We start from the raw sequence: 22478 nt of genomic DNA, 5'->3' as shown, positions 1-22478 counted from the left end.
CACACTATGCGATTATTTTTTAGTTGTTTATTTTTAGTATCGTTTTTCAATGTTTTTTCACAAGAAGAAAAATCGGAAGTCAAACCTGTGGTAAAAATTGATTCTTTGTACAGAGAAGATCAGTTTTATTTTTCGGTTACTTACAACCTTTTGTCTCAGGCTCCGGATGGCCTTAAACAGGATAAATTTTCAGCAGGGCTTTCTGCCGGATTTCTACGTGATATTCCTCTTAACAAAAAAAGGACTCATGCTATTGCAGCAGGTTTAGGATTAAGTTATCAGAATTTTTTTCAAAACCTGACTATTTTTCCGGATCAGAACGGAACACTGGTTTATAATGTTAATGATTATAATGAGTTCGTTTCAAATAAATACAGACAATATCTGGTAGATCTTCCAATTGAGTTCAGATGGAGAAATTCTACTTACGAAAGTCATAAGTTCTGGAGAATTTATGCGGGTTTAAAATTCAGTTATGTTATTGCCAGTAAATCTGTTTTGGACGATGGTGAAAAAACTTATAAAATCACGAATAATCCAAATGTAAATAAGTTTCAGTACGGTGCCAGCATTGCTGCAGGGTACAATACATGGAATGTTTATTTTTATTATGGGCTGAATCCTTTGTTTAAAGATGTTAAAACATTTTCGGGGGAAGACCTCAAAATGAAAACCATAAGTGCAGGGCTTATTTTTTACATTTTATAGCCACAAATACAAAAATAAAACCTGCGGAATTATTCCAACGAAAAATCCTATTATCAGTTCCTTATACGTATGCGCATTCATTTCCAGTCGTGATGAAGCCACAATTCCGGTCAGAAAAATCAAAAGCGCAGGCCAGTACGGATTGTGTAGCTGCAAATGCATGTTTAATCCGACAATAAAAACGGTTAAACCACTGATAGCCATCATGTGTAAACTGACTTTGATCTTGAAAATTGCATAAATCAAAGCAAAAATTGTACTGAATAATCCACCAAGAAAAAAGAAATGCAGTTCAGGATAACGACTTATCACGATACTTCTTTTGACCAGTAAAATCAGTAAAAAACTGAGTAACGTTAACGGAATGATGCGTTGAGATGTGTCGGGTATCATTACAGATTTTACATTTCCGGTAGATTTTAGCAATAAGAAAAATAATATCGGAACGATAAAAGTGATAATCAGGATCTGAAATAAAACAAAATATTTTTCCTGAATGGTAAACATATCTCCTTTGTAAAAAAGATAAAATAATGCAGCATAAACCGGTATAAAAATCGGATGTAAAATATAAGAAAATATAGGAAGTATTTTTTTCAAAACGCAGTAATTTGAGGTATTCAACAAATATAGATGAAATATAAATAGGTTTTTGTTAACCGTTTATTTTTTAGGAAAATCACAACTCTTTTCAGGCTTAATGTTTAAATTTGAAAAAAAGAAATTTCTAAATGAGCGTAAATTTAAAAAACCTTGTTTCGGTTCTTCATGCCAATTGGACAGGCTCAGATGCAGCTGTTTTTATAGATCATATTTCGATAGACAGCCGTTCACTTCAAAATGGTTCTCAGACTTTGTTTTTTGCATTGTCAGGCTTGAATAACGATGCCCATTCATACATTGCAGAGTTAATCGAAAAGGGAGTACAGAACTTTGTAGTTGAATATATTCCTGAAAGTTGTGCCGGAAAAGCTAATTTTTTAGTGGTGCCATCAACTTTAGAAGCGCTTCAGAAATTTGCGGCTTATCACAGAAATCTTTTTGATTTTCCTGTTATCGGATTAACGGGAAGCAACGGAAAAACGATTGTAAAAGAATGGCTTAATTTTTTACTAAGCCCGGATTATAATATTATCAGAAGCCCAAAAAGTTATAATTCGCAGGTTGGCGTGCCGCTTTCGGTGGTTGCCATTAACGAAAAGCATAATTTAGGCATTTTTGAAGCAGGAATTTCGACGGTCAATGAAATGGAGAAACTCGAGCAAATCATTAAACCAACAATTGGAATACTGACCAATATTGGGACTGCACATGATGAAGGGTTTTTAAATTTAGTACAAAAAATTGATGAAAAACTGCTTTTGTTCAAAGAATGTCCCGTTATTATTTATCAGAAAAATGAAATCGTAGATTCCTGTCTGACTCAATTTGTGGCAGAATATATGCTGCATCCCCGAAAACTTTTTTCATGGAGTTACACTGATAAAACGGCTGATGTTTTTATTTCCAAAAAAGAAAGTAAAAACGAAACAACAGTCCTTCAGTATCAGTATAAAAATGAAAAGCATGGTTTGAAAATCCCTTTTAGCGATTCCGCTTCTGTAGAAAACGCCGTTTCGTGTTTGTCGACGCTGCTTTATTTTGAATATGATCCTGAAACGATTCAGAGTCGTATGCAGGGATTGTATCCTGTTGAAATGCGTCTGGAAGTCAAAAACGGAATCCATAACTGCAGTATTATTGATGATAGTTACAGTTCCGATTTTCAGTCCCTTAAAATAGCTTTGGATTTTCTGGAAAGCCAAAAAAAGAATGCTTCTAAAACAGTTATTTTATCAGATATTTTTCAAAGCGGATTTTCGAATGAAGAATTGTATTCTAAAGTAGCACAGTTAATTACCGATAATAAAGTCAATCGTGTTATCGGTATCGGTACGACTATTTCGTTATTTAAAGACAAGTTTTCGAATTGTATAACTTACCAAAACACTGCGGAGTTTATTGCTGATTTTGAAAATCTGAGTTTTGTTAATGAAACCATTTTGATAAAAGGAGCAAGATCGTTTCAGTTTGAAGAAATTGTGTCTTTGCTGGAAGAGAAAACCCATGAAACCATTCTTGAAATCAACCTGAATTCAATTAGTCATAACTTAAATTTCTTTAAATCTAAATTGGCCGATGATGTCAAAATCATGGTTATGGTAAAAGCATTTGGTTATGGAAATGGAGGTTTGGAAATTGCAAAATTGCTCGAACATCATAAAGTGGATTATTTAGGAGTGGCTTTTGCCGATGAAGGGATTTCACTGAAAAACGGCGGAATAAAATTACCGATAATGGTTTTAAATCCCGAATCGACGAGTTTTGCATCTATTATTCAATATCAGTTAGAGCCGGAAATTTATAGTTTGAAAGGATTGAATGCTTTTTTGAAGATTGCTCGTGAAAAGAATTTAAAAGATTTCCCGATTCATATCAAACTCGATACGGGAATGCATCGTCTGGGTTTTGAAGAAAATACAATTGAGGAATTGATTGAAACTTTAAAAGGAAATTCTACGGTTCGTATTCAGAGTATTTTATCGCACATGGCAACGAGCGATGATATGAAACATTATGAATTTGCGCTTTCACAGATTCGATTATTCGAAAAATTGTCTTCGAAATTAATGAATGAGTTAGGTGTGAATCCAATTCGTCATATCCTGAATACTTCCGGAATCAGTAATTTTCCGGATGCACAATATAATATGGTGCGACTGGGAATTGGTCTTTATGGGGTTTCAAACGATTCTTCAGAACAAAAGTATCTGGAAAATGTTGGGACTTTAAAATCGATTATTTCACAGATCAGAACTATTCCCGCAGGCGACAGCGTAGGTTACGGCAGAAGATTTATGGCCGAAAAAGAAACCAGAATTGCTACGATTCCGATTGGTTATGCCGATGGAATTTCAAGATTGTGGGGCAACGAAGTAGGATATGTAACGATTAAAAATAAAAAAGCACCTATTGTAGGAAGCGTCTGTATGGATATGCTGATGGTAAATGTCAGTGAAATTGATTGCAAGGAAGGAGATTCAGTAATCATTTTTGGCGAATCTCCAACGGTAACAGAGATTGCAGAAGCCCTAAAAACGATTCCGTATGAAATTCTGACGAGTATTTCTCAGCGTGTAAAAAGGGTATTTTTCAGGTAGATTTAAAGAACTTTCAGTAAAATTACGTATTTTCGATATCTATTAATTACTTATAAAAAGAACAATTATGGGAATGTTTTCAGAATTTAAGGAATTTGCAATGAAAGGCAACGTAGTCGATCTGGCTGTCGGTGTTATTATTGGAGCTGCTTTTGGCAAAATTGTAAGCTCATTAATTGAAAATGTAATTACGCCATTGATATTGAAACCGGCTTTGGATGCGGCACATTTGTCTACTATCGAAGAGCTGACGGCTTTTGGGGGTGTTAAGTATGGTTTGTTTATTTCGGCAGTAATTAACTTTGTAATTGTCGCTTTTGTTTTATTTCTAATTATAAAAGGAATAAATAAATTAAAGAAGAAAGAAGAACCGGCTCCTGCACCACCTGCTGGCCCAACTCAGGAAGAACTGCTTACACAAATTAGAGATTTATTAAAAAATAAATAAGATATAATACCGCTACACTAAGTCTAACTTAACCGTTCCTTAATTGGGGCGGTTTTTTTATTTTGTTTAATTTGTAACAATTTGTTATTTTTTGTGAATCGAATTGTAATCGTTTTTATTATCCTTACTTTTGCAATCTAAATTAGAACATTCATAATAAAAAATATAAAAATGAGAATAGCGGTTGTAGGCGCCACCGGTATGGTTGGCGAGATAATGTTAAAAGTTTTAGCGGAGAGAAATTTTCCGGTTACAGAATTAATTCCAGTTGCTTCAGAGAAATCTGTTGGTAAAGAAATCGAATATAAAGGACAGAAATATAAAGTTGTTGGTTTGCAGACTGCTGTTGATTTAAAAGCTGATATTGCTGTTTTCTCTGCAGGAGGTGATACTTCATTAGAGTGGGCTCCAAAGTTTGCTGCAGCCGGAACAACGGTTATTGACAATTCATCTGCTTGGAGAATGGATCCAACCAAAAAACTGGTAGTTCCTGAAATTAACGCTTCAATTTTAACTAAAGAAGATAAAATTATTGCAAATCCAAACTGCTCTACTATTCAGATGGTGCTGGCTTTGGCTCCTTTGCATAAAAAATACAATATCAGAAGAATTATCGTTTCGACTTACCAGTCTATTACCGGAACTGGTGTAAAAGCGGTAAGACAATTAGAAAATGAATATGCAGGAGTTGCGGGTGATATGGCATACAAATATCCAATTCACAGAAATGCGATTCCACAATGTGATAGTTTCGAAGCTAACGGTTACACGAAAGAAGAAATGAAATTAGTTCGCGAAACTCAAAAAATCCTTTCAGACAACACCATCAGAGTTACGGCTACTGCAGTTCGTGTTCCTGTTGTTGGAGGTCATAGTGAGGCTGTAAATGTCGAGTTTACAAACGATTTTGAAGTAAATGAAGTTCGCGAAATTTTACAAAACACAGATGGAGTAGTGGTTCAGGATGATCTGGATGCATTTTCTTACCCAATGCCTTTATATGCAGAAGGTAAAAATGAGGTTTTTGTTGGAAGAATCCGTCGTGACGAAAGCCAGCCAAATACTTTAAACATGTGGATCGTTGCAGATAACTTAAGAAAAGGAGCTGCTACAAACACAATCCAGATTGCAGAATATTTAATTCAGGCAGGTCTGGTATAAACAGAAGGTTAAAAATTGTTTATAGAAAAAACCGTAATTACTAAATGTGATTACGGTTTTTTTGTTTTTTGAAGAATGGTTGTTAGCCGAAATTATGAAAAAAATTAAGCAACATTAAAAGCCATTGCAATAATTAAACCTGCGAATAAAAGAAAAATAGAAGAACTTAATAAAAACCATAAGGCTTTTTGAAACCCTTTTATTTTTAAGTCCCGAAGAATCAAAACAGAGTTTGTGAAAGAAAAAACTACAAGGAAAAAACTCAAAAGTAAAGCACCAACACCTACATACTCATATATCCAGCGAAATTCATCTGAAAATCTAAATCTCTCAACCCAATGTTTTGTTGCACAACTTAAAACAAACAAAACAGGAATTGCGATTGCGAATTTTTGTGTTTCATGTAACTGGATTGGCTTTTTCATATTTCTAATTTGATTTAAAAATAAGTATTCTTTTGTAAACCGCTTATTTTTTGTAAAACCTGCAATCAAACAATGTCAACAAATAAATGCTTTTTGTTAAAAAACTATTGAGTGAATAAAAAAATATATTATATATTCGTAAAACTATATCTTTATCTTTTAATAATTATTAAGAATACAATTTTATTTTTATGAGTAAAACTTCGACAAAAGGGATTTGGAAAGTGCTTTCGGCCTCTTCAATGGGAACTATGATTGAATGGTATGATTTTTATATTTTTGGAAGTCTTGCCGTTGTAATTTCAACCAAGTTTTTTCCGGGCGACAATCCAACTGCAGCATTTTTATCAACATTGGCAACCTTTGCTGCGGGGTTTGTAGTTCGTCCTTTCGGAGCTTTATTTTTTGGAAGGCTGGGGGATATTATTGGTCGTAAATATACTTTTATGGCTACCTTATTATTAATGGGAGGTTCTACTTTTTTGATAGGCTGTATTCCGAGTTATGAAACGATTGGATTTATGGCTCCTTTATTCGTTTTGATCTTGCGTTTATTGCAAGGACTTGCTCTTGGAGGAGAATATGGTGGAGCAGCTACCTATGTGGCTGAACACGCTCCCGTTGGACAGCGCGGGTATTGGACTTCCTGGATTCAGACTACTGCAACGGTGGGATTATTTATTTCATTGATGGTAATTCTGGTGACAAAATCAGTTCTTTCAGCAGAAGATTTTGATACGTGGGGATGGCGTGTTCCGTTTTGGGTTTCAATTGTGATGGTTGGGGTGTCTTATCTTATTAGAAAAAATATGGATGAATCTCCGGAGTTTGCAAAAGCAAAAAAAGAAGGAACAACCAGTTCAAATCCGTTAAAAGAAAGTTTTGGAAACCGTTACAATTTAAAATTTGTATTGCTTGCTTTATTTGGTGCTACAATGGGGCAGGGAGTTGTTTGGTACACCGGGCAATTCTATGCCATGAGTTTTATGAAAACGGTTATGAATGTGGAGTCTTCACAGGTTGATACTTTACTGGGAATTGCACTTTTGCTAGGCACTCCGTTTTTTATTGTATTTGGATGGCTGAGTGATAAAGTAGGAAGAAAATATATTATGATGGGAGGAATGCTGCTTGCTATCTTTCTGTACAGACCAATTTACAAGGCAATGTACACGATAACCGATACTACCCTTAAAACAGAAATTACAGAAAAAACAAAAACTACAGTTGAATTAACCGCGGCTAAAGATTCTGTTTATACGACTCATAAAGAATTTACAGACGGAACCGTTTCAATTGAGAAAAAGACGCATTTTGCAGCAAAAAAGGATGCTCAGGTTTCTACAGCTGTAACCATCAGTACCAGCGATGAATGGAATTTGATTCTCTTAGTATTTGTTCAGGTTTTATTCGTTACCATGGTTTATGGACCAATTGCGGCCTTTTTGGTCGAAATGTTTCCGGTTAAAATCAGATACACTTCTATGTCGTTGCCTTATCATGTTGGAAACGGAATTTTTGGAGGTTTGCTTCCGGCAATTTCGACCTACTTCGTAACACATGCAAAAAATTCAGGCAAAGCCGATTTTTATCTGGACGGACTTTGGTATCCAATCGTGATTGCGTCAATCTGTTTTGTAATTGGAATGATTTATATCGATAATAAAAATAAAACTACTCACCTTTAATCTACTGAAAAATGAATTTTATAAAAAGAGTCTTGGGAATTCTGTGGATCATATTAGCCGTTGCCGCAGCCTATTTTTGTGTTTTTGAATTTGGCCTTCCAAAATTTTTATCTGACCAGCAGGAAGATTTAGTTTTCGGAATCATCATATTATTTATCCTTACTCCACTGATTGTTTTGGGACTCGGAATTTTCGGGTACTTTTCGTTGACGGGAGAATATGATAAAGAATAACTATCTAACCATTTATTGCAAAGGCTGTCCCACACGGACAGCCTTTTTGCATTACTAACCTAATTAATCTACCAAATATTTACTTTTTAATGAATTTTATGATCTGGATTTTATTATTCGTATCTAATGTTTTTACAATATATAGTCCCGGTTTTAAATCGCTTACGCCAAATTGAAAATCAGGATTTTCATCAGTTGTAAAACTTTTTACCAACTGACCTGTAACGGCATAAATTTCAACTTTTGCAGCAGCAAAATTCAATGTAAAATAATTCGAAACCGGATTTGGATACAAACTCACTGAATTTCCTTTTTCAAAATCTTCAATAGCCAGACTGGCCTGTTTGTTTCCGTAAATTCTGAATTCTCCCGGAGGAATACTCATTAAAACATTCACATCGGTAACATTTATTGTAGAGTTGTCCATCAAATTGTACCATGTTCCCGGATATGAAAAACCGGTAGCAACGTTTTGTGTTGTTACATTAAAATTGGCTATAATCAATACATCTTTAAGCTGAGTAGAATTTAAAGCTGCATTGGTAATTTTGATGTTTGGATATAAAGAACTTGTATTGGTCATTGTTACTGTTCCTGAGAATACAGGTTCTTTGGTTTTTAACGTAATCATTTTGGCCCAGTCATTGTAAATTTTACTTCTGTCTGTATTCCCTAGCCAGTTTCCGGTCCATTGTGGCTGTGGTTTGGTGTCTAATTTACAATCTCCTGAAATTGTCGCCGAAGCATCGTTTACGGTTCCGTTATTACAGGTATAGATGGAAGAATCCCAACCTAAATCTCCAAAATGCCAAATCATTTTTGGTCCGGGAACTAATAATGAAACAGCACCAATTGCTGACATTCTGGACAAAGCTGTGGGTAATGTTTTTACATTGTGGGCTGAATTTGCAGAATTTCCGTATTGAATATTTTTATACATCAGACGCTCTTCGTCATGGCTTTCTGCATAACCTATTAAACGATTTGAAGTAAAACCGCGGCTTGAACTTGTCATTCTTGAAATATTTCCTGTGTATCCCATAGATAATTCATTATAAGCACTATTCAGATTTCCCCACATCATGATTCCTTTGCTCGGCGATTCTGCAATTTTATAATTTGCCCATTGCTGTTCTTCCAAATCAGTTCCTAAATGTTCGAAAATAGTATAATGTGTAGGATCCAGACTCCATGAATAATCTGCGTATGATTTTAGAACATCAACTCTGTCCTGCTGATAAGCATTCGTACAGGTTTCGTCTGAAGCGGTACAATTTTGCGTAAAACCTTTTGTTAAGTCCCAACGTAAACCATCAATTTTGTATTCCTCAACCCATTGTTTGATAACACGTTTTACATAATTCTGAGTCCTGATGGATTGGTGATTAAAATCTTCACCAACACTGTAGCTATGTTTAGCAACTGTATTAAAATAAGGGTTTTCAGTAGTTGGTGAACCAAAGCCGTCTCCGTCAGGATCATTCATCCACATTCTGACCATCGGATTTCTTCCGAAAGCGTGATTTAAAGCCACATCCAGAATAACTGCGATTCCGTTTTGATGGCATAAATCAATTAATTCTTTTAACTTGTCTGAAGTTCCGTAGAATTTATCGAGAGCCATGTGAAAAGAAGTGTTGTAGCCCCAGCTTTCATTACCTTCAAATTCCATTACCGGCATTAATTCAATAGCATTTACTTTTAAATTTTTAAAATAATCAATTCGGTCAATCAGGCTTTGATAATTTCTGTTGGCATCAAAATCACGAACCAAAACTTCATACACTACCAATTTATCTTTTTCAGGTTTTGTAAAATTGGTCACCTGCCAGTTGTATGGTGATTGTCCGGTTTTTAAAACAGTGACTTCAAATTGCTGCCCTGCTGGATAAGCCGGCATATTTGGATAATTTGCAGCAGGAATCGAAGCATCATCATAAGGAGATAAAACTAAAGTAGAATAGGGATCAGCTGTTTTAACCAATGCAGGCGAATTGGCCAATGGCGTAGCATCTCCAACCCAATATTGAAACGTATTATTGGCTCCTGAAACCAGTCCTGATAATTCAAGCCAAAATTTTCCTGAAGTCGGGTCTTTTTTCATGGCATACGCCGCTGAAGGCTGCCAGTTATTAAAACTTCCGGCAACGTAAACGAAATCTTTTAAAGGAGCATCCAGAACTAAAGTCGCTTTTGTAGCATCGCCTGTGTTATAATTAATTCCATCAACCAAACCTGCAGGTATAGTTTCTGAAACTGTATTAGGATTAACAATAACTGAAAACTTTTTTGAAATGGTTGTTGCTCCCTGTGTTGCCAACAATTCATAACTCTGATTCGTAGTAATGTTAGTATGGCTAAAGGAATAACTGGCTGTACTTGCATTTGTATTAATAGTGTTTCCGTTTGATTTTAGTACATAACTTGCAACACCATTGGTATTTGTGGCCGTAATATTAAAAGTCGAACCTGATGCTAAAATTGTGGCACTGTTTTCTACCGGTGCAGTAAGTGTAACCTGAAAAGTACCTACTTCGACCAAAATATCCTGTGATTTTTTATCACCGGTTCCGTCTTTTGTTTTAATTAAAAAACCAATTCTGCCTATTCCGGTTGCATTGTAATAAGTAGCAGGAGTTATGGTTTTGGTATAAGTATCTGTTCCTGCATTGTACGTAAACATACTTGCGGCACTTGAAGCTGTCCAGGAACCGTTATCGGGTGTTCCTTTTGCCGTAGTGTCATTGGTATCAAAAGCCCATGCCCACATGTATAATTCATGAGTGGCGGCAACACCCCATGTCGTTTCATTGATACTGCTTCCGTTTATGGTAATTGTAATGGAATTTGTTTCTTCAAAAGTAGCTGGGCTTACAGAATAGGTTACGGTTTGCTGTTGCGCAAAAACAGCTGCCGACAACAAACAGAATATTGTTAGTAAAGTTTTTTTCATAAAGGTTGAGCGTTAGATATCTGATTAAAAAAAGGCTACCCGCAGATAGCCTTTTTACTTGAATCAAAAATTACTAATTTTTAGTAATAGTGTATGTTTTTGCAATGAAATCAGCAACTATAGTGTAGCTTCCTGCTGTTGCAATTGGAATGTTAGCTCCATTTGGTTCTAAACTTCCATTGTTACCATCATCTCCATAGTTAGTTGTCCATGCATCATCTAATCGGAATTTGATTTCACCAACAACTAAATTCATTGTGATAGAATATTTTTTAGTAGCTGAATTATAATCTAAATTCGCATCAGCTCCCCAGCCATCACCACCTGTAACTGGTGCTGTTGCGCTACCTATTACGCCCCAGTTATCCCATGCAGGATAAGGAGTAACTTTTATAGTGTAAGAATTAGATATTTGAGGAATTGCTCCAACCCCTCCAACAGAAGATTTTATACGTACATCAATCTGACCTTCAACAAATGGTGTTAAACCAATATTCAGGGCAGCAGCATTTAATTCTCCAACAGTAAAGTTTTTAAATTTATCTGTAGTTGTACCTGCAACATAAGGAGATTCGAAGCTAGTTCCTGCTTTTGCTATTTCTACACTATAAGTAACAACTGTTGTGCTTCCTTCATATTGTGCATCGTCCCAAACAAAGGTAGTTGCAAGACCGGCTGCGTTTGCCAGTTCAAGAACAACATTAAAATCTGATTTAGGGCTTAATAATACCGGTGCAGTTGCAGCTTCAATTACTGGTCTGCTTTCTACATCGTCTCCTGAGCATGAAACAGCTAAAATGCTGATAAATGCAATTAAAATTTTATTTATATTTTTCATCTTATTGTTTTTTTTATGAGTTATTAGTTAGTAACCAGTGTTTTGAATTAAAGTAGGGTTAGCCTGGATAGTTGTGGCAGGAATTGGCATCAGGTTTCTAAACGGCTCAGTAGAAGTACCATTTTTAACGCCACCTTTCCATTGCCATAATTTTGCAGAGCCGGTGAATTTATCGAAACGGATTAAGTCAGTTCTTCTGTGACATTCCCAAAATAATTCTCTTCCTCTTTCGTCAAGAATAAAATTAAGAGTTAAATCACCTGATGATATAGTTGAAGCACCTGCTCTCGTTCTCAATTTATTGATATATCCAACCGCAGCATTTAGATCTCCTCCAGTACCACCTCTTAAAATTGCCTCTGCATACATCAGATAAACATCAGATAATCTGAATACCGGAAAATCTGTATCCGGAATATCATTTCTTTGAGCCAAACCTCCATCTGATTTTTTATTAGTGAATTTAGTTACTGCATAACCATTAGTAAAAGATCCAATATTATTGATATCTAAAGTCTGTCCGTTAGTGTAAAATGTTCCTCTTTTATCACCAGTTGCAGTTTCGTCAGGGAATAGTTTAACAAATTCAGGTCTTGTTCTGATGCCCTGCCAGCCTCCATCCATACCAGAATCACTCGCTGCCATTGAGCCACCAATTGATGCGTGAAGAATAAAGCTCATTCCTGCTCCGGTAGCTCTGATTAAATTACCATCACTAATTACAGGGAAAATAAATTCGCTTTGTGCGCCATTGGTATTGTTGTCTGCAGAGAACAAATATTTATAAGGAACGTTTGCAAAAGTGTATCCTGAATTATTGATAATGTCACTACAAAGAGCAACTGTTTCAGTATTTTTAGCAGTTCCAATATATACTTTGGCATTTAGGTATATTTGAGCCAATAAGAATTTAGCAGCAGTTTTATCAACTCTTCCGTATTCGTTACCTTTAGATGCAACCAGACTATTGTCTAAGTCTTTTAGTTCACTTTCTACAAAAGCAAAAACTTCTGCTCTTGATTTTTGTACCGGATTATAAATTCCTACCGGATCAGCTTCAGTTGTAATAGGTACATTACCAAATAAGTCCATTAACTGTACATAATCAAAAGCTCTTAAAAAGCGTGCTTCAGCCCTAAATGCAGCAATTTCTGTTTTCAAAGCAGCATCCACATTTCTTTCAGCAAGTTTTTCATCAGTTGTTTGTCTTAAAAACTCATTTGCAAGGCTTATTTGATAAAAAGATCTTGAATAAACTCCATAAAGAAATTCATTACTAGGCCCCCAAAGCTGAGTATTCATTGTTGGCAGGGAACCATCAGCCCAGGCAATTACAGCCTCGTCAGTTGTGAATTCCTGCATTACAAACAGAAGTCTTAAATAACTACTGAAATCACCACCAATTCCGGCAATATCTGGTAATGCGTCTCCATCATTACCCCCAACATACATTCCTGCATAGAGCTTTGCTAAAACCTTTTTATAAGACTCAGGACTTTTAAAGAAATCTTCTGATAAAAATTCATCATCATCTTCCGGCTTTACATCCAGGTCACTTGTACAAGATGTAAAAGCTAAATTTAAACCCAGGATTACCAGGAATAAAAAACTTATTTTTTTAAATGATATTTTCATTTTATTTATTTTTAAAATTTTAATTGGAACTTCAATATTTATCGAATGATAAATTAGAAATTAGCATTTACACCAAATACATAAGTTCTCGCACGTGGATAAACATTACCGTCTACACCAGAAAAACTCTCAGGATCTATTCCGCTATACTTGCTGAATACCAAGGCATTTTGTACACCTGCAGTAAAACGTAATGACACATATTTGAATAAAGATCTGTCAATATTATAGCCAATACTTGCATTATCTAATTTGATAAAAGAAGCATCTTTTACATAATAATCAGATAAGTAACGCTGAGTTCCATTGTCTTCATAAGTAAATCCTGTTCTGTAATAATCAGGAGTAATGTTAGCCAAATCAGTATCTCTTCTAAGAGCTGCCTGTAAGTATCCTTTGTCAGAATTGATGTTGTCGAAAATGTAGTTACCTACACTAGCTCTCCAGCTCATCGTAAAGTCAAATTTTTTATAATTGAATGTACTGAATAATCCGAAAGTATAATCTGCAGTAGGCTTGTGGTATCTGTAGCGATCTGAATTGTCAATTTTACCATCCTGGTTTCTATCAACATAAGCTCCCTGAATTGGTTTTTTGTCAGCATCGTATAATTGTTCAAAAACATAGAATGCAGCCGGATTAAATCCTACCGTGTTTATTTTTATTCTGTTATTACTTCCTCCAGTGATATTATCTCCTGTCATATATCCTTGAAATCCAGGTACAGTAAATCCTAAATCTGTAATTTCCTGATTGATATAAGTTGCGTTAAATCCAAGGTTCCAGTTTAAATTATCTGATTTTAATATATCACCATTAAGGTTAAATTCTATACCGTCTGTTTTGACACTTCCAACATTTTTGAATCCTGAGTTTCTTATGTTTGCTCCATCTGGATAAGCTATATCGGCCAATAAATCGTTGGCTGTTTTGTTGAAGTAATTTAAAGATCCGTTAATTCTGTTTCCTAGAAATCCAAAATCAACACCTAAGTTAAATTCGGCAGTATCTTCCCATTTAATGTCTTTGTTAAACCCTTCGGTTTTAGCAACCTGATAAGCTGTACTTCCAAAGATATAGTTAGAATTTACTGTTCCTAAAGTTACCCTTCTAAGATAATCATAAGCCGCAGAAATATCCTGCTGACCTGTAGTACCGTATCCAATTCTTAATTTTAAAGCAGAAATAGTAGAACTGTCTTTTAAGAAATCTTCTTCAGCAATATTCCATGCAAATGCTGCTCCTCCAAAATTCCCCCATCTGTTTTCTTCAGAAAAACGAGAAGTCCCGTCTCTTCTGTAATTTAAGGTTAATAAGTAGCGGCTTTCATAACCAACATTTACTCTCGCAAAATAAGACTGAAGATTAATATCAGCATCAGTTGTTACATCTGTAGCAGGATTTGGTCTTCTTATTTCGCCACTGCTATAAGCTTCTCTTTCAAATATTTGATAGTTGTATCCACCTGTTACGTCAAGTTTGATTTTGCCGAACTCTTTTACGTAATTTAAATAAGCATTTAAATTTTTATTTTGTCTGGAGTCTGTATACCCTCTATAGTCTCCCAAATTTGTCCAGTTCCCTGCAGAGAAAGATGTAGGCTGATAACCATTGACACTTTCGGTACTCGTCTCTTCATAACCATTACTGTCAAATTTATCAATTCCTAATTCGGCAACAGCTCTCAAATCTTCAAGGAAATGAAGTTTGTAATCTATCCTTACATTACCCCATTTTCTGGTTGAAGTAGATTTTCTTGTGTTTTGGTTTATACGTGCTACAGGATTTTTAGCAGCAAGAAGATTCACATCTCCATTTGCTTGCAGCCATTCAAAATAACCTCCATAGCGTGAGCCTTCTTCATAAACAGATTGAGTTGGGTCAAAATTAATCGCACTTCCAATCACACTGTTTTCATCCTGAAACTGATTTTTACCGAAAGACAGGTTTCCGTTAATATCAATTTTTAAGTGATTGTCAAATAAAACCGGATTTAAGGATAAAGATGTAGTTGTTCTTTCGAACGAAGTATTTTTTAAGATACCCGGTGTATTTGTATTTCCTACAGACAATCTTGCAGGTAATTTTTTAAACAAAGAACCGCTTAAAGAAATATTGTTATCAGAAGTAACTACCTTTCTGAATACCTCATCCTGCCAGTCTGTGTTTGCAGTTCCTAATAATGCTTTTTGTGCTGCTGATCCTTTTTCGTTTACCAGTTTACGAAATTCATCTGCACTTAATACATCAATTTTTTTAGCAATTGAACTGATACCTGTCTGAGAATTAAAAGTAACTTTTAATCCGTCTTTTGAACCTTTTTTAGTCGTAATAACAATTACACCATTTGCTGCTCTTGATCCGTAAATTGCTGATGCAGAAGCGTCTTTAAGAATTGTGAAAGATTCAATATCATTAGGGTCAATTGTAGATAAAATACTGGTAGAACCATCAGGTACAGCATTGCTTAATGGAAGTCCGTCAACAACAATTAAAGGTTCATTCGAAGCATTTAATGATGAACCTCCTCTGATTCTGATATTAGCTTTTGCTCCCGGTGCTCCTCCACCGGTAACACTAACACCTGAAATTCGTCCTGTCAGCAAACTTTCTGGAGTTACATTTAATCCTTTATTGAATTCTTTTGAAGATAATACGGCTACTGCCCCTGTTGCATCCTTTTTCTTAACAGTTCCGTAACCTACCTGTACCACAACTTCTTTAAGCTGGTTGGTGTCTTCTTCTAATGAAACGTTTAGTGTTTTTTGTCCATTATAATCAATGGTTGCGGTTTTGTATCCTATAAAGGAAACAGTGATTTTATTACCCGTTTTTACATTTGATAATTCGAAATTACCGTCAAAACCGGTTGATGTTCCTCCCGGAGCACCTTGTACATTTACATTTACTCCAGGGATTGGCTGTCCTGTCGCTTTATCGACAACTGTACCTTTTAATGTGCCCTGAGCAAGCATCATAAAGGGAAACAGCAGGAATAAAAATAACAACTTTTGAGAAATTGTTTTCATACTTTTTGTTTAATTTAGTTTGAGTTTTTGATTGTTAGTTAAGCTTTTAATTTTACTTCGAGTTTCAAAGATTAAGAATTAATTAACATGTTCGACATGAGGCACTTCTCAAAGGTTTACGAAAACGTGGTAGTGTTGAAAAGTTTATATATTATTCGCATTTTTTAAGAATAAAATTATGATTTATGAAAATTAAGAATACCTTTATTACCAATAACATTTTTTCTAAATTAGTACCATGAAGCGAAAAGTGACCTTAAAACAGATTGCAAAAGAGCTCGATGTATCTATTTCAACGGTCTCAAAGTCATTGCGGAACAGCTCTGAAATTGGAGAAGAAACACGTCTGAAAGTGCAGGCTTTTGCTAAGTTTTACAACTATAAACCCAACAATATTGCCCTTAGTTTAAAAAACCGGAAAACCAAAAGTATTGGTATTATCATTCCGGAAATTGTACATTATTTTTTCTCTACTGTAATCAACGGAATTGAACAGGTTGCCAACGAAAATGGTTATAGCGTAGTAATCTGTTTATCGGATGATTCTTTTGATAAGGAAGTATTAAATATGGAAATGCTGGCCAACGGAAGCATCGATGGATTTATTATGTCTCTGTCTAAAGAAACCCAGTTCAAAGGAGATTTTCATCATATTACAGAAGTCATCAATCAGGGAATGCCTGTAGTGATGTTTGATCGGGTAACCAATGATATTTTATGCGATAAGGTAATTATTGATGACAAAGCGGCTGCATACGAAGCGGTTCAGAGTCTGATTGATAGCGGAAGAAAAAAGATAGCCCTTGTTACAACTGTTGATTATGTAAGTGTAGGTAAACTCAGAACTGATGGGTACGAAAAAGCACTTTTAGATAACGATATCCCTTTCAACGAAGAGTTAATCATCAAAATTGAAGATGTAGATACCTGCGAAATCACCATTAGCCAGCTTTTGCACGAAAGGGCTTTTGATGCTGTTTTTGCCGTTAATGAGCTTTTTGCGGTAACGATTATCAAAACAGCCAATAAAATGGGATTGAAAGTTCCGGAAGATTTGGCGGTTATAGCCTTTACTGACGGAATTATTTCGAAATATTCAACACCGAGTATTACAACTGTAAGTCAGAGTGGAGAAAAAATGGGCAACAAAGCAGCCAAAATGCTTATTGAAAGACTGGAAGCAGAACATGACGATGATGAAGAGGAAAATGAAAATTACACAACAGAGGTGATTGAAACACATCTTATAAAAAGAGAGTCTACCGATTAATTTTTAAATCATAAAATCAAAAGTGATATAAGCTGTTGAAACCTGAATTTTATTTTTACGCTTTATTACTTTTAATTTTAGTAGTACTTTTTTCTTATTTAATTCATTACTACAACCTTGTAGTGAAAAATGTTTGCTCTTATTTGCCTTTATAAAACTAAAAACTGAAATATATTTATATATTTACAGCCCAGTTCAAAGCTTTTACTTTTACTTCGAAAATAAATAGTAAGTTTTGATAAGCAAAGCGCTTATCGTATAATTTTTACAAATTACGATAATGGAAAAGCGTAAATTAAGTTTCTGGGAAATTTGGAACATGAGTTTCGGTTTCTTAGGAATACAAATGGGGTTTGCACTTCAGAATGCAAATGCCAGCAGAATTCTACAAATTTTTGGTGCCGATGTCCATGAACTTTCATGGTTTTGGATTATTGCTCCCTTAATGGGATTAATAGTTCAGCCAGTTATCGGTCATTACAGTGACAGGACCTGGGGAAAATTCGGCAGGCGAAAACCTTTCTTTTTAGTGGGCGCAATTTTAGCTTCGGTGGGATTAATTTTAATGCCGCAAGCTAATATTTTTACTGCAATACTTCCGGCATTATGGGTTGGAGCAGGAATGTTAATGATTATGGATGCTTCTTTCAACATTGCCATGGAGCCTTTTCGTGCACTTGTTGGGGATAACTTAAGAACAGATCAGCGTACAGCAGGATTTAGTATTCAGACTTCATTAATAGGTTTTGGGGCTGTAATTGGTTCAGCATTACCGTATATTTTAACGAATGCGTTTGATGTACCAAATAGTGCCGTTCCCGGAAGTGTTCCATTAAACCTTACACTGTCTTTTATTATTGGAGCTGCGGTTTTAGTTGGTTCAATTCTCGTGACCATGTTCACAACAAAAGAATATTCGCCTGAAGAACTGGCAAAATTTGAAGATCCGCAAAATGAAGAGGTTTCTGATACAGAGGAGAAATCAAAAATCACCGACATTTTCACTGATTTTGCAAAAATGCCTGCGACCATGCGTCAGCTTAGCTGGGTGCAGTTCTTCTCCTGGTTTGGATTATTCGGTATGTGGGTTTTTACAACTCCTGCCATTGCACACCATATTTACAAATTACCGCTTAGCGACACTTCAAGTCAGCAATATCAAAACGCAGGTGACTGGGTCGGAATTTTATTTGGTGTTTACAACTTCGTTTCTGCCATTGTAGCTCTGTTTTTCTTACCGTATATCGCTAAAAAAATCGGAAGAAAAGCAACCCATTCCTTTTCTTTAATTATAGGAGGAATAGGTTTGATATCCATTTATTTCATGCCAAATGAAGACTGGGTTGTTTTGCCAATGATTTTGATTGGAATCGCCTGGGCAAGTATTCTGGCTATGCCATACGCCATTCTTGCAGGTTCGATTACACCTAAAAAAATGGGGGTTTACATGGGAATCTTCAATTTCTTTATTGTTATTCCGCAAATTGTAAATGCATTAATCGGAGGTCCTATCGTAAAATATCTTTACGATGGAGATGCCATTTATGCTTTAATTACAAGTGGAGTGAGTTTCTTAATCGCTGCTGCATTAGTCTACAAAGTAAAAGATGTAGATGACACTATCCTAAAATCATAAAGAAGATTTCTTTTTACAATGAGCAAAAAAGCATTTATTTTCGACCTTGACGGAGTCATTGTCGATACCGCCAAATACCATTATTTGGCCTGGCAGAAAATCGCTCAGGCCTTACATATAAATTTTACCCACGAACACAATGAACTTTTAAAAGGGGTAAGTCGCGTTCGTTCATTAGATATCATCCTTGAATTAGGCAATGTTAAAGCTTCTCAGGAGGACAAAGAGAAATGGCTGATTCAAAAAAACGAAGAATATTTATCGTATTTAGTTGATATGGATGAAAGCGAAATTCTTCCGGGAGTTTTAAATATTCTAAAACTATTAAAGGAGAAAAATCAGGGGATTGCATTGGGTTCTGCCAGTAAAAACGCAAGACCAATTCTGGAAAAAACAGGGATTCTGTCTTACTTCGATGCTATTGTTGACGGAAATGACGTCAGCAACGCAAAACCAGATCCGGAAGTTTTCCTGAAAGCGGCCCAACTATTAAAAATTGATTCAAAAAATGCAATCGTATTTGAAGATTCTGTTGCCGGAATTCAGGCAGCAAATAGTGCAGAAATGACGAGTGTTGGAATTGGAGAGGAAACAATTCTACATGAAGCGGATTACATTTTTAAGGATTTTACCCAAATCACCACAACCTTTATTAACGACTTAATTAGTCAATAAGAAAATATGATAATTAGATAATTCAAAAAAACAATTATCTAATTATCAGATTAACTCATTTTCAAATTTTAAAAAAAACGTAGAACAACAGGCAATTCAGAAGATAAGTAGGTCAAAAAATAATTATCAAATAGACACATTATCAAATTAACATCATTGCCACATTATCTAATTTAAAAAATGAATCAGGATTATATAAAACCAGACAACTGGTCCATCATAGAAGAAGGATTTGATGCCGAAAGTGTCAAATCTTCCGAAAGTCTTTTTAGCCTTGGAAACGGGGCTATGGGGCAGCGGGCCAATTTTGAAGAAACGTACTCCGGCGAGACTTTTCAGGGAAGTTATATCGCCGGAATTTATTATCCGGACAAAACAAAAGTAGGCTGGTGGAAAAACGGCTATCCGAAATATTTTGCCAAAGTATTAAACGCTCCTAACTGGATCGGAATTAATATTGAAATCAATGAAGAAAATCTCGATTTAAATAAATGCGATGAGGTTCGAAACTTTAGCAGAGAACTGAACATGAAAGAAGGATGGTACAATCGTTCTTTTGAAGCAGTTCTAAGAAACGGAACCGAAATCGCAGTGAATGTTCGTCGTTTTCTTTCTTTGGATTTAGATGAAGCAGGAGTTATTAAATATGATGTTACACCTTTAAATAAAGATGCTAAAATCGTATATAAACCGTATATCGATGCCGGTGTAACTAATGAAGACGCCAATTGGGACGAAAAATTCTGGGAGCCTTTAGAAGTAAAAAAATCAAATAGTGAAGCTTTTGTAACAGCACAAACATTTAAGACGCACTTTAAAGTAACGACTTTTATGCACAATACGATTTTGGCCAACGGAGAAAACGTTCATATTTCGCCTTCAGCAATTGATTCGACTATCGATAAAGTGCAGTATACTTATGGAACTATCATTGCGAAAGGACAGACTTCATCCATACAGAAAATAGGAGGTTATACTGTTTCATTAAATCATGAAAACACTTTAGCAGGGGCCGAAAAAGTAATTAAATCTGCTGTTGCTTTAGGCTACGAAACATTGCTTCAAAACCAAATTGATGCCTGGGCAAAAATTTGGGAAATGTCAGATATTACGATTGAAGGCGATGTTAAGGCACAGCAGGGAATTCGTTTTAACATTTTCCAGTTAAACCAAACTTATTCGGGAAAAGACAGTCGACTAAACATTGGTCCAAAAGGATTTACCGGAGAAAAATACGGCGGATCAACGTATTGGGACACTGAGGCATATTGTATTCCGTTTTACATGGCTACTAAAGATCAGGAAGTTGCCCGAAATTTATTGACCTATCGTTACAATCAATTGGATAAAGCAATTGAAAACGCAAAAGACAATTTAGGTTTCAAAAACGGTGCTGCTCTCTATCCAATGGTAACGATGAATGGTGAAGAATGCCACAACGAATGGGAAATCACACACGAAGAAATCCATAGAAACGGAGCGATTGCTTTCGCTATTTACAACTATTACCGTTACACAGGGGATTACTCTTATATTCCTGAAAAAGGACTGGAAGTTTTAATCGGAATAGCACGTTTCTGGCATCAGAGAGCTTCTTTTTCTAACGAAAAAAATCAGTATGTAATTCTTGGTGTTACAGGTCCAAACGAATACGAGAACAATATCAACAATAATTTTTACACCAATTATATTGCAAAATGGTGTATTGATTTTGCTTCGGAACAAATCGATAAAGTGGCTTCAGAATATCCGGAAGATTACAAAAGAGTATTAGAAAAAGTAAACCTTTCTGTTGCCGAAATTCAGGAATGGCAAAAAGTTTCAGACAACATTTATTTCCCAAAATCGGAGGAATTAGGGATTTATCTGCAGCAGGACGGTTTTTTAGACAAAGAATTAGTTCCGGTTAAAGATCTGGATCGTTCACAGCGTCCTATCAACCAAAAATGGTCGTGGGATCGTGTTTTACGTTCACCATATATTAAACAAGCTGATGTTTTACAGGGTTTTTATTTTTTCGAAGACCATTTTTCGAGAGAAGAATTACAGCGTAATTTTGAGTTTTATGAATCGTTTACTGTTCACGAAAGTTCGCTTTCACCTTGCGTACACTCAATTCAGGCTGCTGTTTTAGATAAAATGGAGATGGCGTATACTTTTTACCTGAGAACTTCCCGACTGGATCTGGATGATTATAACAAAGAAGTAGAAGAGGGCTGTCATATCACGTCAATGGCCGGAACCTGGATGAGTATCGTAGAAGGTTTTGGCGGAATGCGTGTGAAAAACGACCAGCTTCATTTTTCGCCAAAAATTCCAAAAGAATGGGAAGCGTATTCGTTTAAAATCAATTTCAGGCATCAGATTTTAAAAGTTGCGGTAAGTCATACTGAAACTACTTTTACTGTTGACGGCGATCATGATTTAACGATTATCGTAAACGGAAAACCGGTAATTGCCAGTAAACAGCTTGCTAAAATTGACTAAATTACAATACTTTAAAAACTAAAAAAACAAAAATTACTGATTTGACAATCTTGTCATTTTGACGATAGGAGATCCGGACGAAAGTAAACGGG

At 35.5% G+C, this 22478-nt stretch carries 16 protein-coding genes; 10 read left to right on the top strand and 6 right to left on the bottom strand.

Annotated elements, in window-relative coordinates:
* Positions 1 to 6: 6 nt before the first annotated feature.
* Entirely contained in the window at positions 7 to 708 is a 702-nt protein-coding gene (locus GWR14_RS11060; protein WP_163409086.1) for a porin family protein, read from the top strand.
* Here the strand turns inward: GWR14_RS11060 and GWR14_RS11055 are convergent.
* Positions 703 to 1308, bottom strand: a complete 606-nt coding sequence (locus tag GWR14_RS11055) for a hypothetical protein (RefSeq protein ID WP_246236318.1) — start codon at positions 1306 to 1308, stop codon at positions 703 to 705. The genes GWR14_RS11060 and GWR14_RS11055 overlap by 6 nt on opposite strands.
* Positions 1309 to 1439: 131 nt before the next feature.
* On the opposite strand from GWR14_RS11055, the gene GWR14_RS11050 reads away from it, so the two are divergent.
* The 3 genes from GWR14_RS11050 (at position 1440) to GWR14_RS11040 (ending at position 5517) form a co-directional block, all read left to right on the top strand.
* Positions 1440 to 3908, top strand: coding sequence for a bifunctional UDP-N-acetylmuramoyl-tripeptide:D-alanyl-D-alanine ligase/alanine racemase (locus GWR14_RS11050; protein WP_163409085.1), 2469 nt, complete (start codon positions 1440 to 1442; stop codon positions 3906 to 3908).
* A 67-nt stretch (positions 3909 to 3975) separates the two neighbouring features.
* On the top strand, positions 3976 to 4356 hold the full coding sequence (mscL, locus tag GWR14_RS11045; protein WP_163409084.1) for a large-conductance mechanosensitive channel protein MscL: 381 nt from the start codon (positions 3976 to 3978) through the stop codon (positions 4354 to 4356).
* A 171-nt stretch (positions 4357 to 4527) separates the two neighbouring features.
* Positions 4528 to 5517 carry an aspartate-semialdehyde dehydrogenase gene (locus GWR14_RS11040; RefSeq protein WP_163409083.1) on the top strand — a complete coding sequence of 330 codons (990 nt, stop codon included), beginning with the start codon at positions 4528 to 4530 and terminating at the stop codon, positions 5515 to 5517.
* 104 nt (positions 5518 to 5621) lie between these two features.
* On the opposite strand, the gene GWR14_RS11035 is transcribed toward GWR14_RS11040, so the two are convergent.
* The gene (locus GWR14_RS11035) at positions 5622 to 6011 is read right to left on the bottom strand and encodes a hypothetical protein (protein ID WP_163409082.1); all 390 of its coding nucleotides are present in this window, start codon (positions 6009 to 6011) and stop codon (positions 5622 to 5624) included.
* A gap of 122 nt (positions 6012 to 6133) precedes the next feature.
* On the opposite strand from GWR14_RS11035, the gene GWR14_RS11030 reads away from it, so the two are divergent.
* Complete coding sequence (locus tag GWR14_RS11030) at positions 6134 to 7630, top strand: MFS transporter (RefSeq protein WP_163409081.1); 1497 nt, start codon at positions 6134 to 6136, stop codon at positions 7628 to 7630.
* 11 nt (positions 7631 to 7641) lie between these two features.
* The gene (locus GWR14_RS11025) at positions 7642 to 7863 is read left to right on the top strand and encodes a DUF6814 family protein (protein WP_163409080.1); all 222 of its coding nucleotides are present in this window, start codon (positions 7642 to 7644) and stop codon (positions 7861 to 7863) included.
* Positions 7864 to 7942: 79 nt separating this feature from the next.
* Here the strand turns inward: GWR14_RS11025 and GWR14_RS11020 are convergent, their stop codons facing one another.
* The 4 genes from GWR14_RS11020 to GWR14_RS11005 all read right to left on the bottom strand — a co-directional run bounded on the left by GWR14_RS11020 (position 7943) and on the right by GWR14_RS11005 (position 16318).
* Complete coding sequence (locus GWR14_RS11020) at positions 7943 to 10816, bottom strand: alpha-amylase family glycosyl hydrolase (protein WP_163409079.1); 2874 nt, start codon at positions 10814 to 10816, stop codon at positions 7943 to 7945.
* 73 nt (positions 10817 to 10889) lie between these two features.
* Positions 10890 to 11654 (bottom strand): SusE domain-containing protein, encoded by a 765-nt coding sequence (locus GWR14_RS11015; protein WP_163409078.1) that lies wholly within the window; start codon positions 11652 to 11654, stop codon positions 10890 to 10892.
* Positions 11655 to 11681: 27 nt separating this feature from the next.
* The gene (locus tag GWR14_RS11010; protein ID WP_163409077.1) at positions 11682 to 13289 is read right to left on the bottom strand and encodes a RagB/SusD family nutrient uptake outer membrane protein; all 1608 of its coding nucleotides are present in this window, start codon (positions 13287 to 13289) and stop codon (positions 11682 to 11684) included.
* A gap of 53 nt (positions 13290 to 13342) precedes the next feature.
* Positions 13343 to 16318: a SusC/RagA family TonB-linked outer membrane protein gene (locus GWR14_RS11005; RefSeq protein ID WP_163409076.1), complete on the bottom strand. Its 2976-nt coding sequence runs from the start codon at positions 16316 to 16318 to the stop codon at positions 13343 to 13345.
* Between the two features lie 238 nt (positions 16319 to 16556).
* Between GWR14_RS11005 and GWR14_RS11000 the strand changes: the two genes are divergently transcribed.
* From GWR14_RS11000 to GWR14_RS10985, 4 genes are all read left to right on the top strand, one after another.
* The gene (locus GWR14_RS11000) at positions 16557 to 17588 is read left to right on the top strand and encodes a LacI family DNA-binding transcriptional regulator (protein WP_163409075.1); all 1032 of its coding nucleotides are present in this window, start codon (positions 16557 to 16559) and stop codon (positions 17586 to 17588) included.
* Between the two features lie 280 nt (positions 17589 to 17868).
* Positions 17869 to 19224: an MFS transporter gene (locus GWR14_RS10995; RefSeq protein ID WP_163409074.1), complete on the top strand. Its 1356-nt coding sequence runs from the start codon at positions 17869 to 17871 to the stop codon at positions 19222 to 19224.
* An 18-nt stretch (positions 19225 to 19242) separates the two neighbouring features.
* Complete coding sequence (gene pgmB, locus GWR14_RS10990) at positions 19243 to 19899, top strand: beta-phosphoglucomutase (RefSeq protein WP_163409073.1); 657 nt, start codon at positions 19243 to 19245, stop codon at positions 19897 to 19899.
* Positions 19900 to 20079: 180 nt separating this feature from the next.
* Positions 20080 to 22386, top strand: coding sequence for a glycoside hydrolase family 65 protein (locus GWR14_RS10985; RefSeq protein ID WP_163409072.1), 2307 nt, complete (start codon positions 20080 to 20082; stop codon positions 22384 to 22386).
* Positions 22387 to 22478: the final 92 nt, after the last annotated feature.

It is taken from the genome of Flavobacterium ajazii (genome assembly GCF_010614725.1).
Taxonomy (GTDB): domain Bacteria; phylum Bacteroidota; class Bacteroidia; order Flavobacteriales; family Flavobacteriaceae; genus Flavobacterium; species Flavobacterium ajazii.
Note: the sequence above shows the minus strand (reverse complement) of the source record. Positions and strands in the feature narration are given on the sequence as shown.

Bases quoted from the DNA above. Each gene is read 5' to 3' on its own strand.
- GWR14_RS11060 (WP_163409086.1), top strand. From the start codon at position 7: ATGCGATTATTTTTTAGTTGTTTATTTTTAGTATCGTTTTTCAATGTT.
- GWR14_RS11050 (WP_163409085.1), top strand. From the start codon at position 1,440: ATGAGCGTAAATTTAAAAAACCTTGTTTCGGTTCTTCATGCCAATTGG.
- mscL (WP_163409084.1), top strand. From the start codon at position 3,976: ATGGGAATGTTTTCAGAATTTAAGGAATTTGCAATGAAAGGCAACGTA.
- GWR14_RS11040 (WP_163409083.1), top strand. From the start codon at position 4,528: ATGAGAATAGCGGTTGTAGGCGCCACCGGTATGGTTGGCGAGATAATG.
- GWR14_RS11030 (WP_163409081.1), top strand. From the start codon at position 6,134: ATGAGTAAAACTTCGACAAAAGGGATTTGGAAAGTGCTTTCGGCCTCT.
- GWR14_RS11025 (WP_163409080.1), top strand. From the start codon at position 7,642: ATGAATTTTATAAAAAGAGTCTTGGGAATTCTGTGGATCATATTAGCC.
- GWR14_RS11020 (WP_163409079.1), bottom strand. From the start codon at position 10,816: ATGAAAAAAACTTTACTAACAATATTCTGTTTGTTGTCGGCAGCTGTT.
- GWR14_RS11015 (WP_163409078.1), bottom strand. From the start codon at position 11,654: ATGAAAAATATAAATAAAATTTTAATTGCATTTATCAGCATTTTAGCT.
- GWR14_RS11010 (WP_163409077.1), bottom strand. From the start codon at position 13,289: ATGAAAATATCATTTAAAAAAATAAGTTTTTTATTCCTGGTAATCCTG.
- GWR14_RS11005 (WP_163409076.1), bottom strand. From the start codon at position 16,318: ATGAAAACAATTTCTCAAAAGTTGTTATTTTTATTCCTGCTGTTTCCC.
- GWR14_RS11000 (WP_163409075.1), top strand. From the start codon at position 16,557: ATGAAGCGAAAAGTGACCTTAAAACAGATTGCAAAAGAGCTCGATGTA.
- GWR14_RS10995 (WP_163409074.1), top strand. From the start codon at position 17,869: ATGGAAAAGCGTAAATTAAGTTTCTGGGAAATTTGGAACATGAGTTTC.
- pgmB (WP_163409073.1), top strand. From the start codon at position 19,243: ATGAGCAAAAAAGCATTTATTTTCGACCTTGACGGAGTCATTGTCGAT.
- GWR14_RS10985 (WP_163409072.1), top strand. From the start codon at position 20,080: ATGAATCAGGATTATATAAAACCAGACAACTGGTCCATCATAGAAGAA.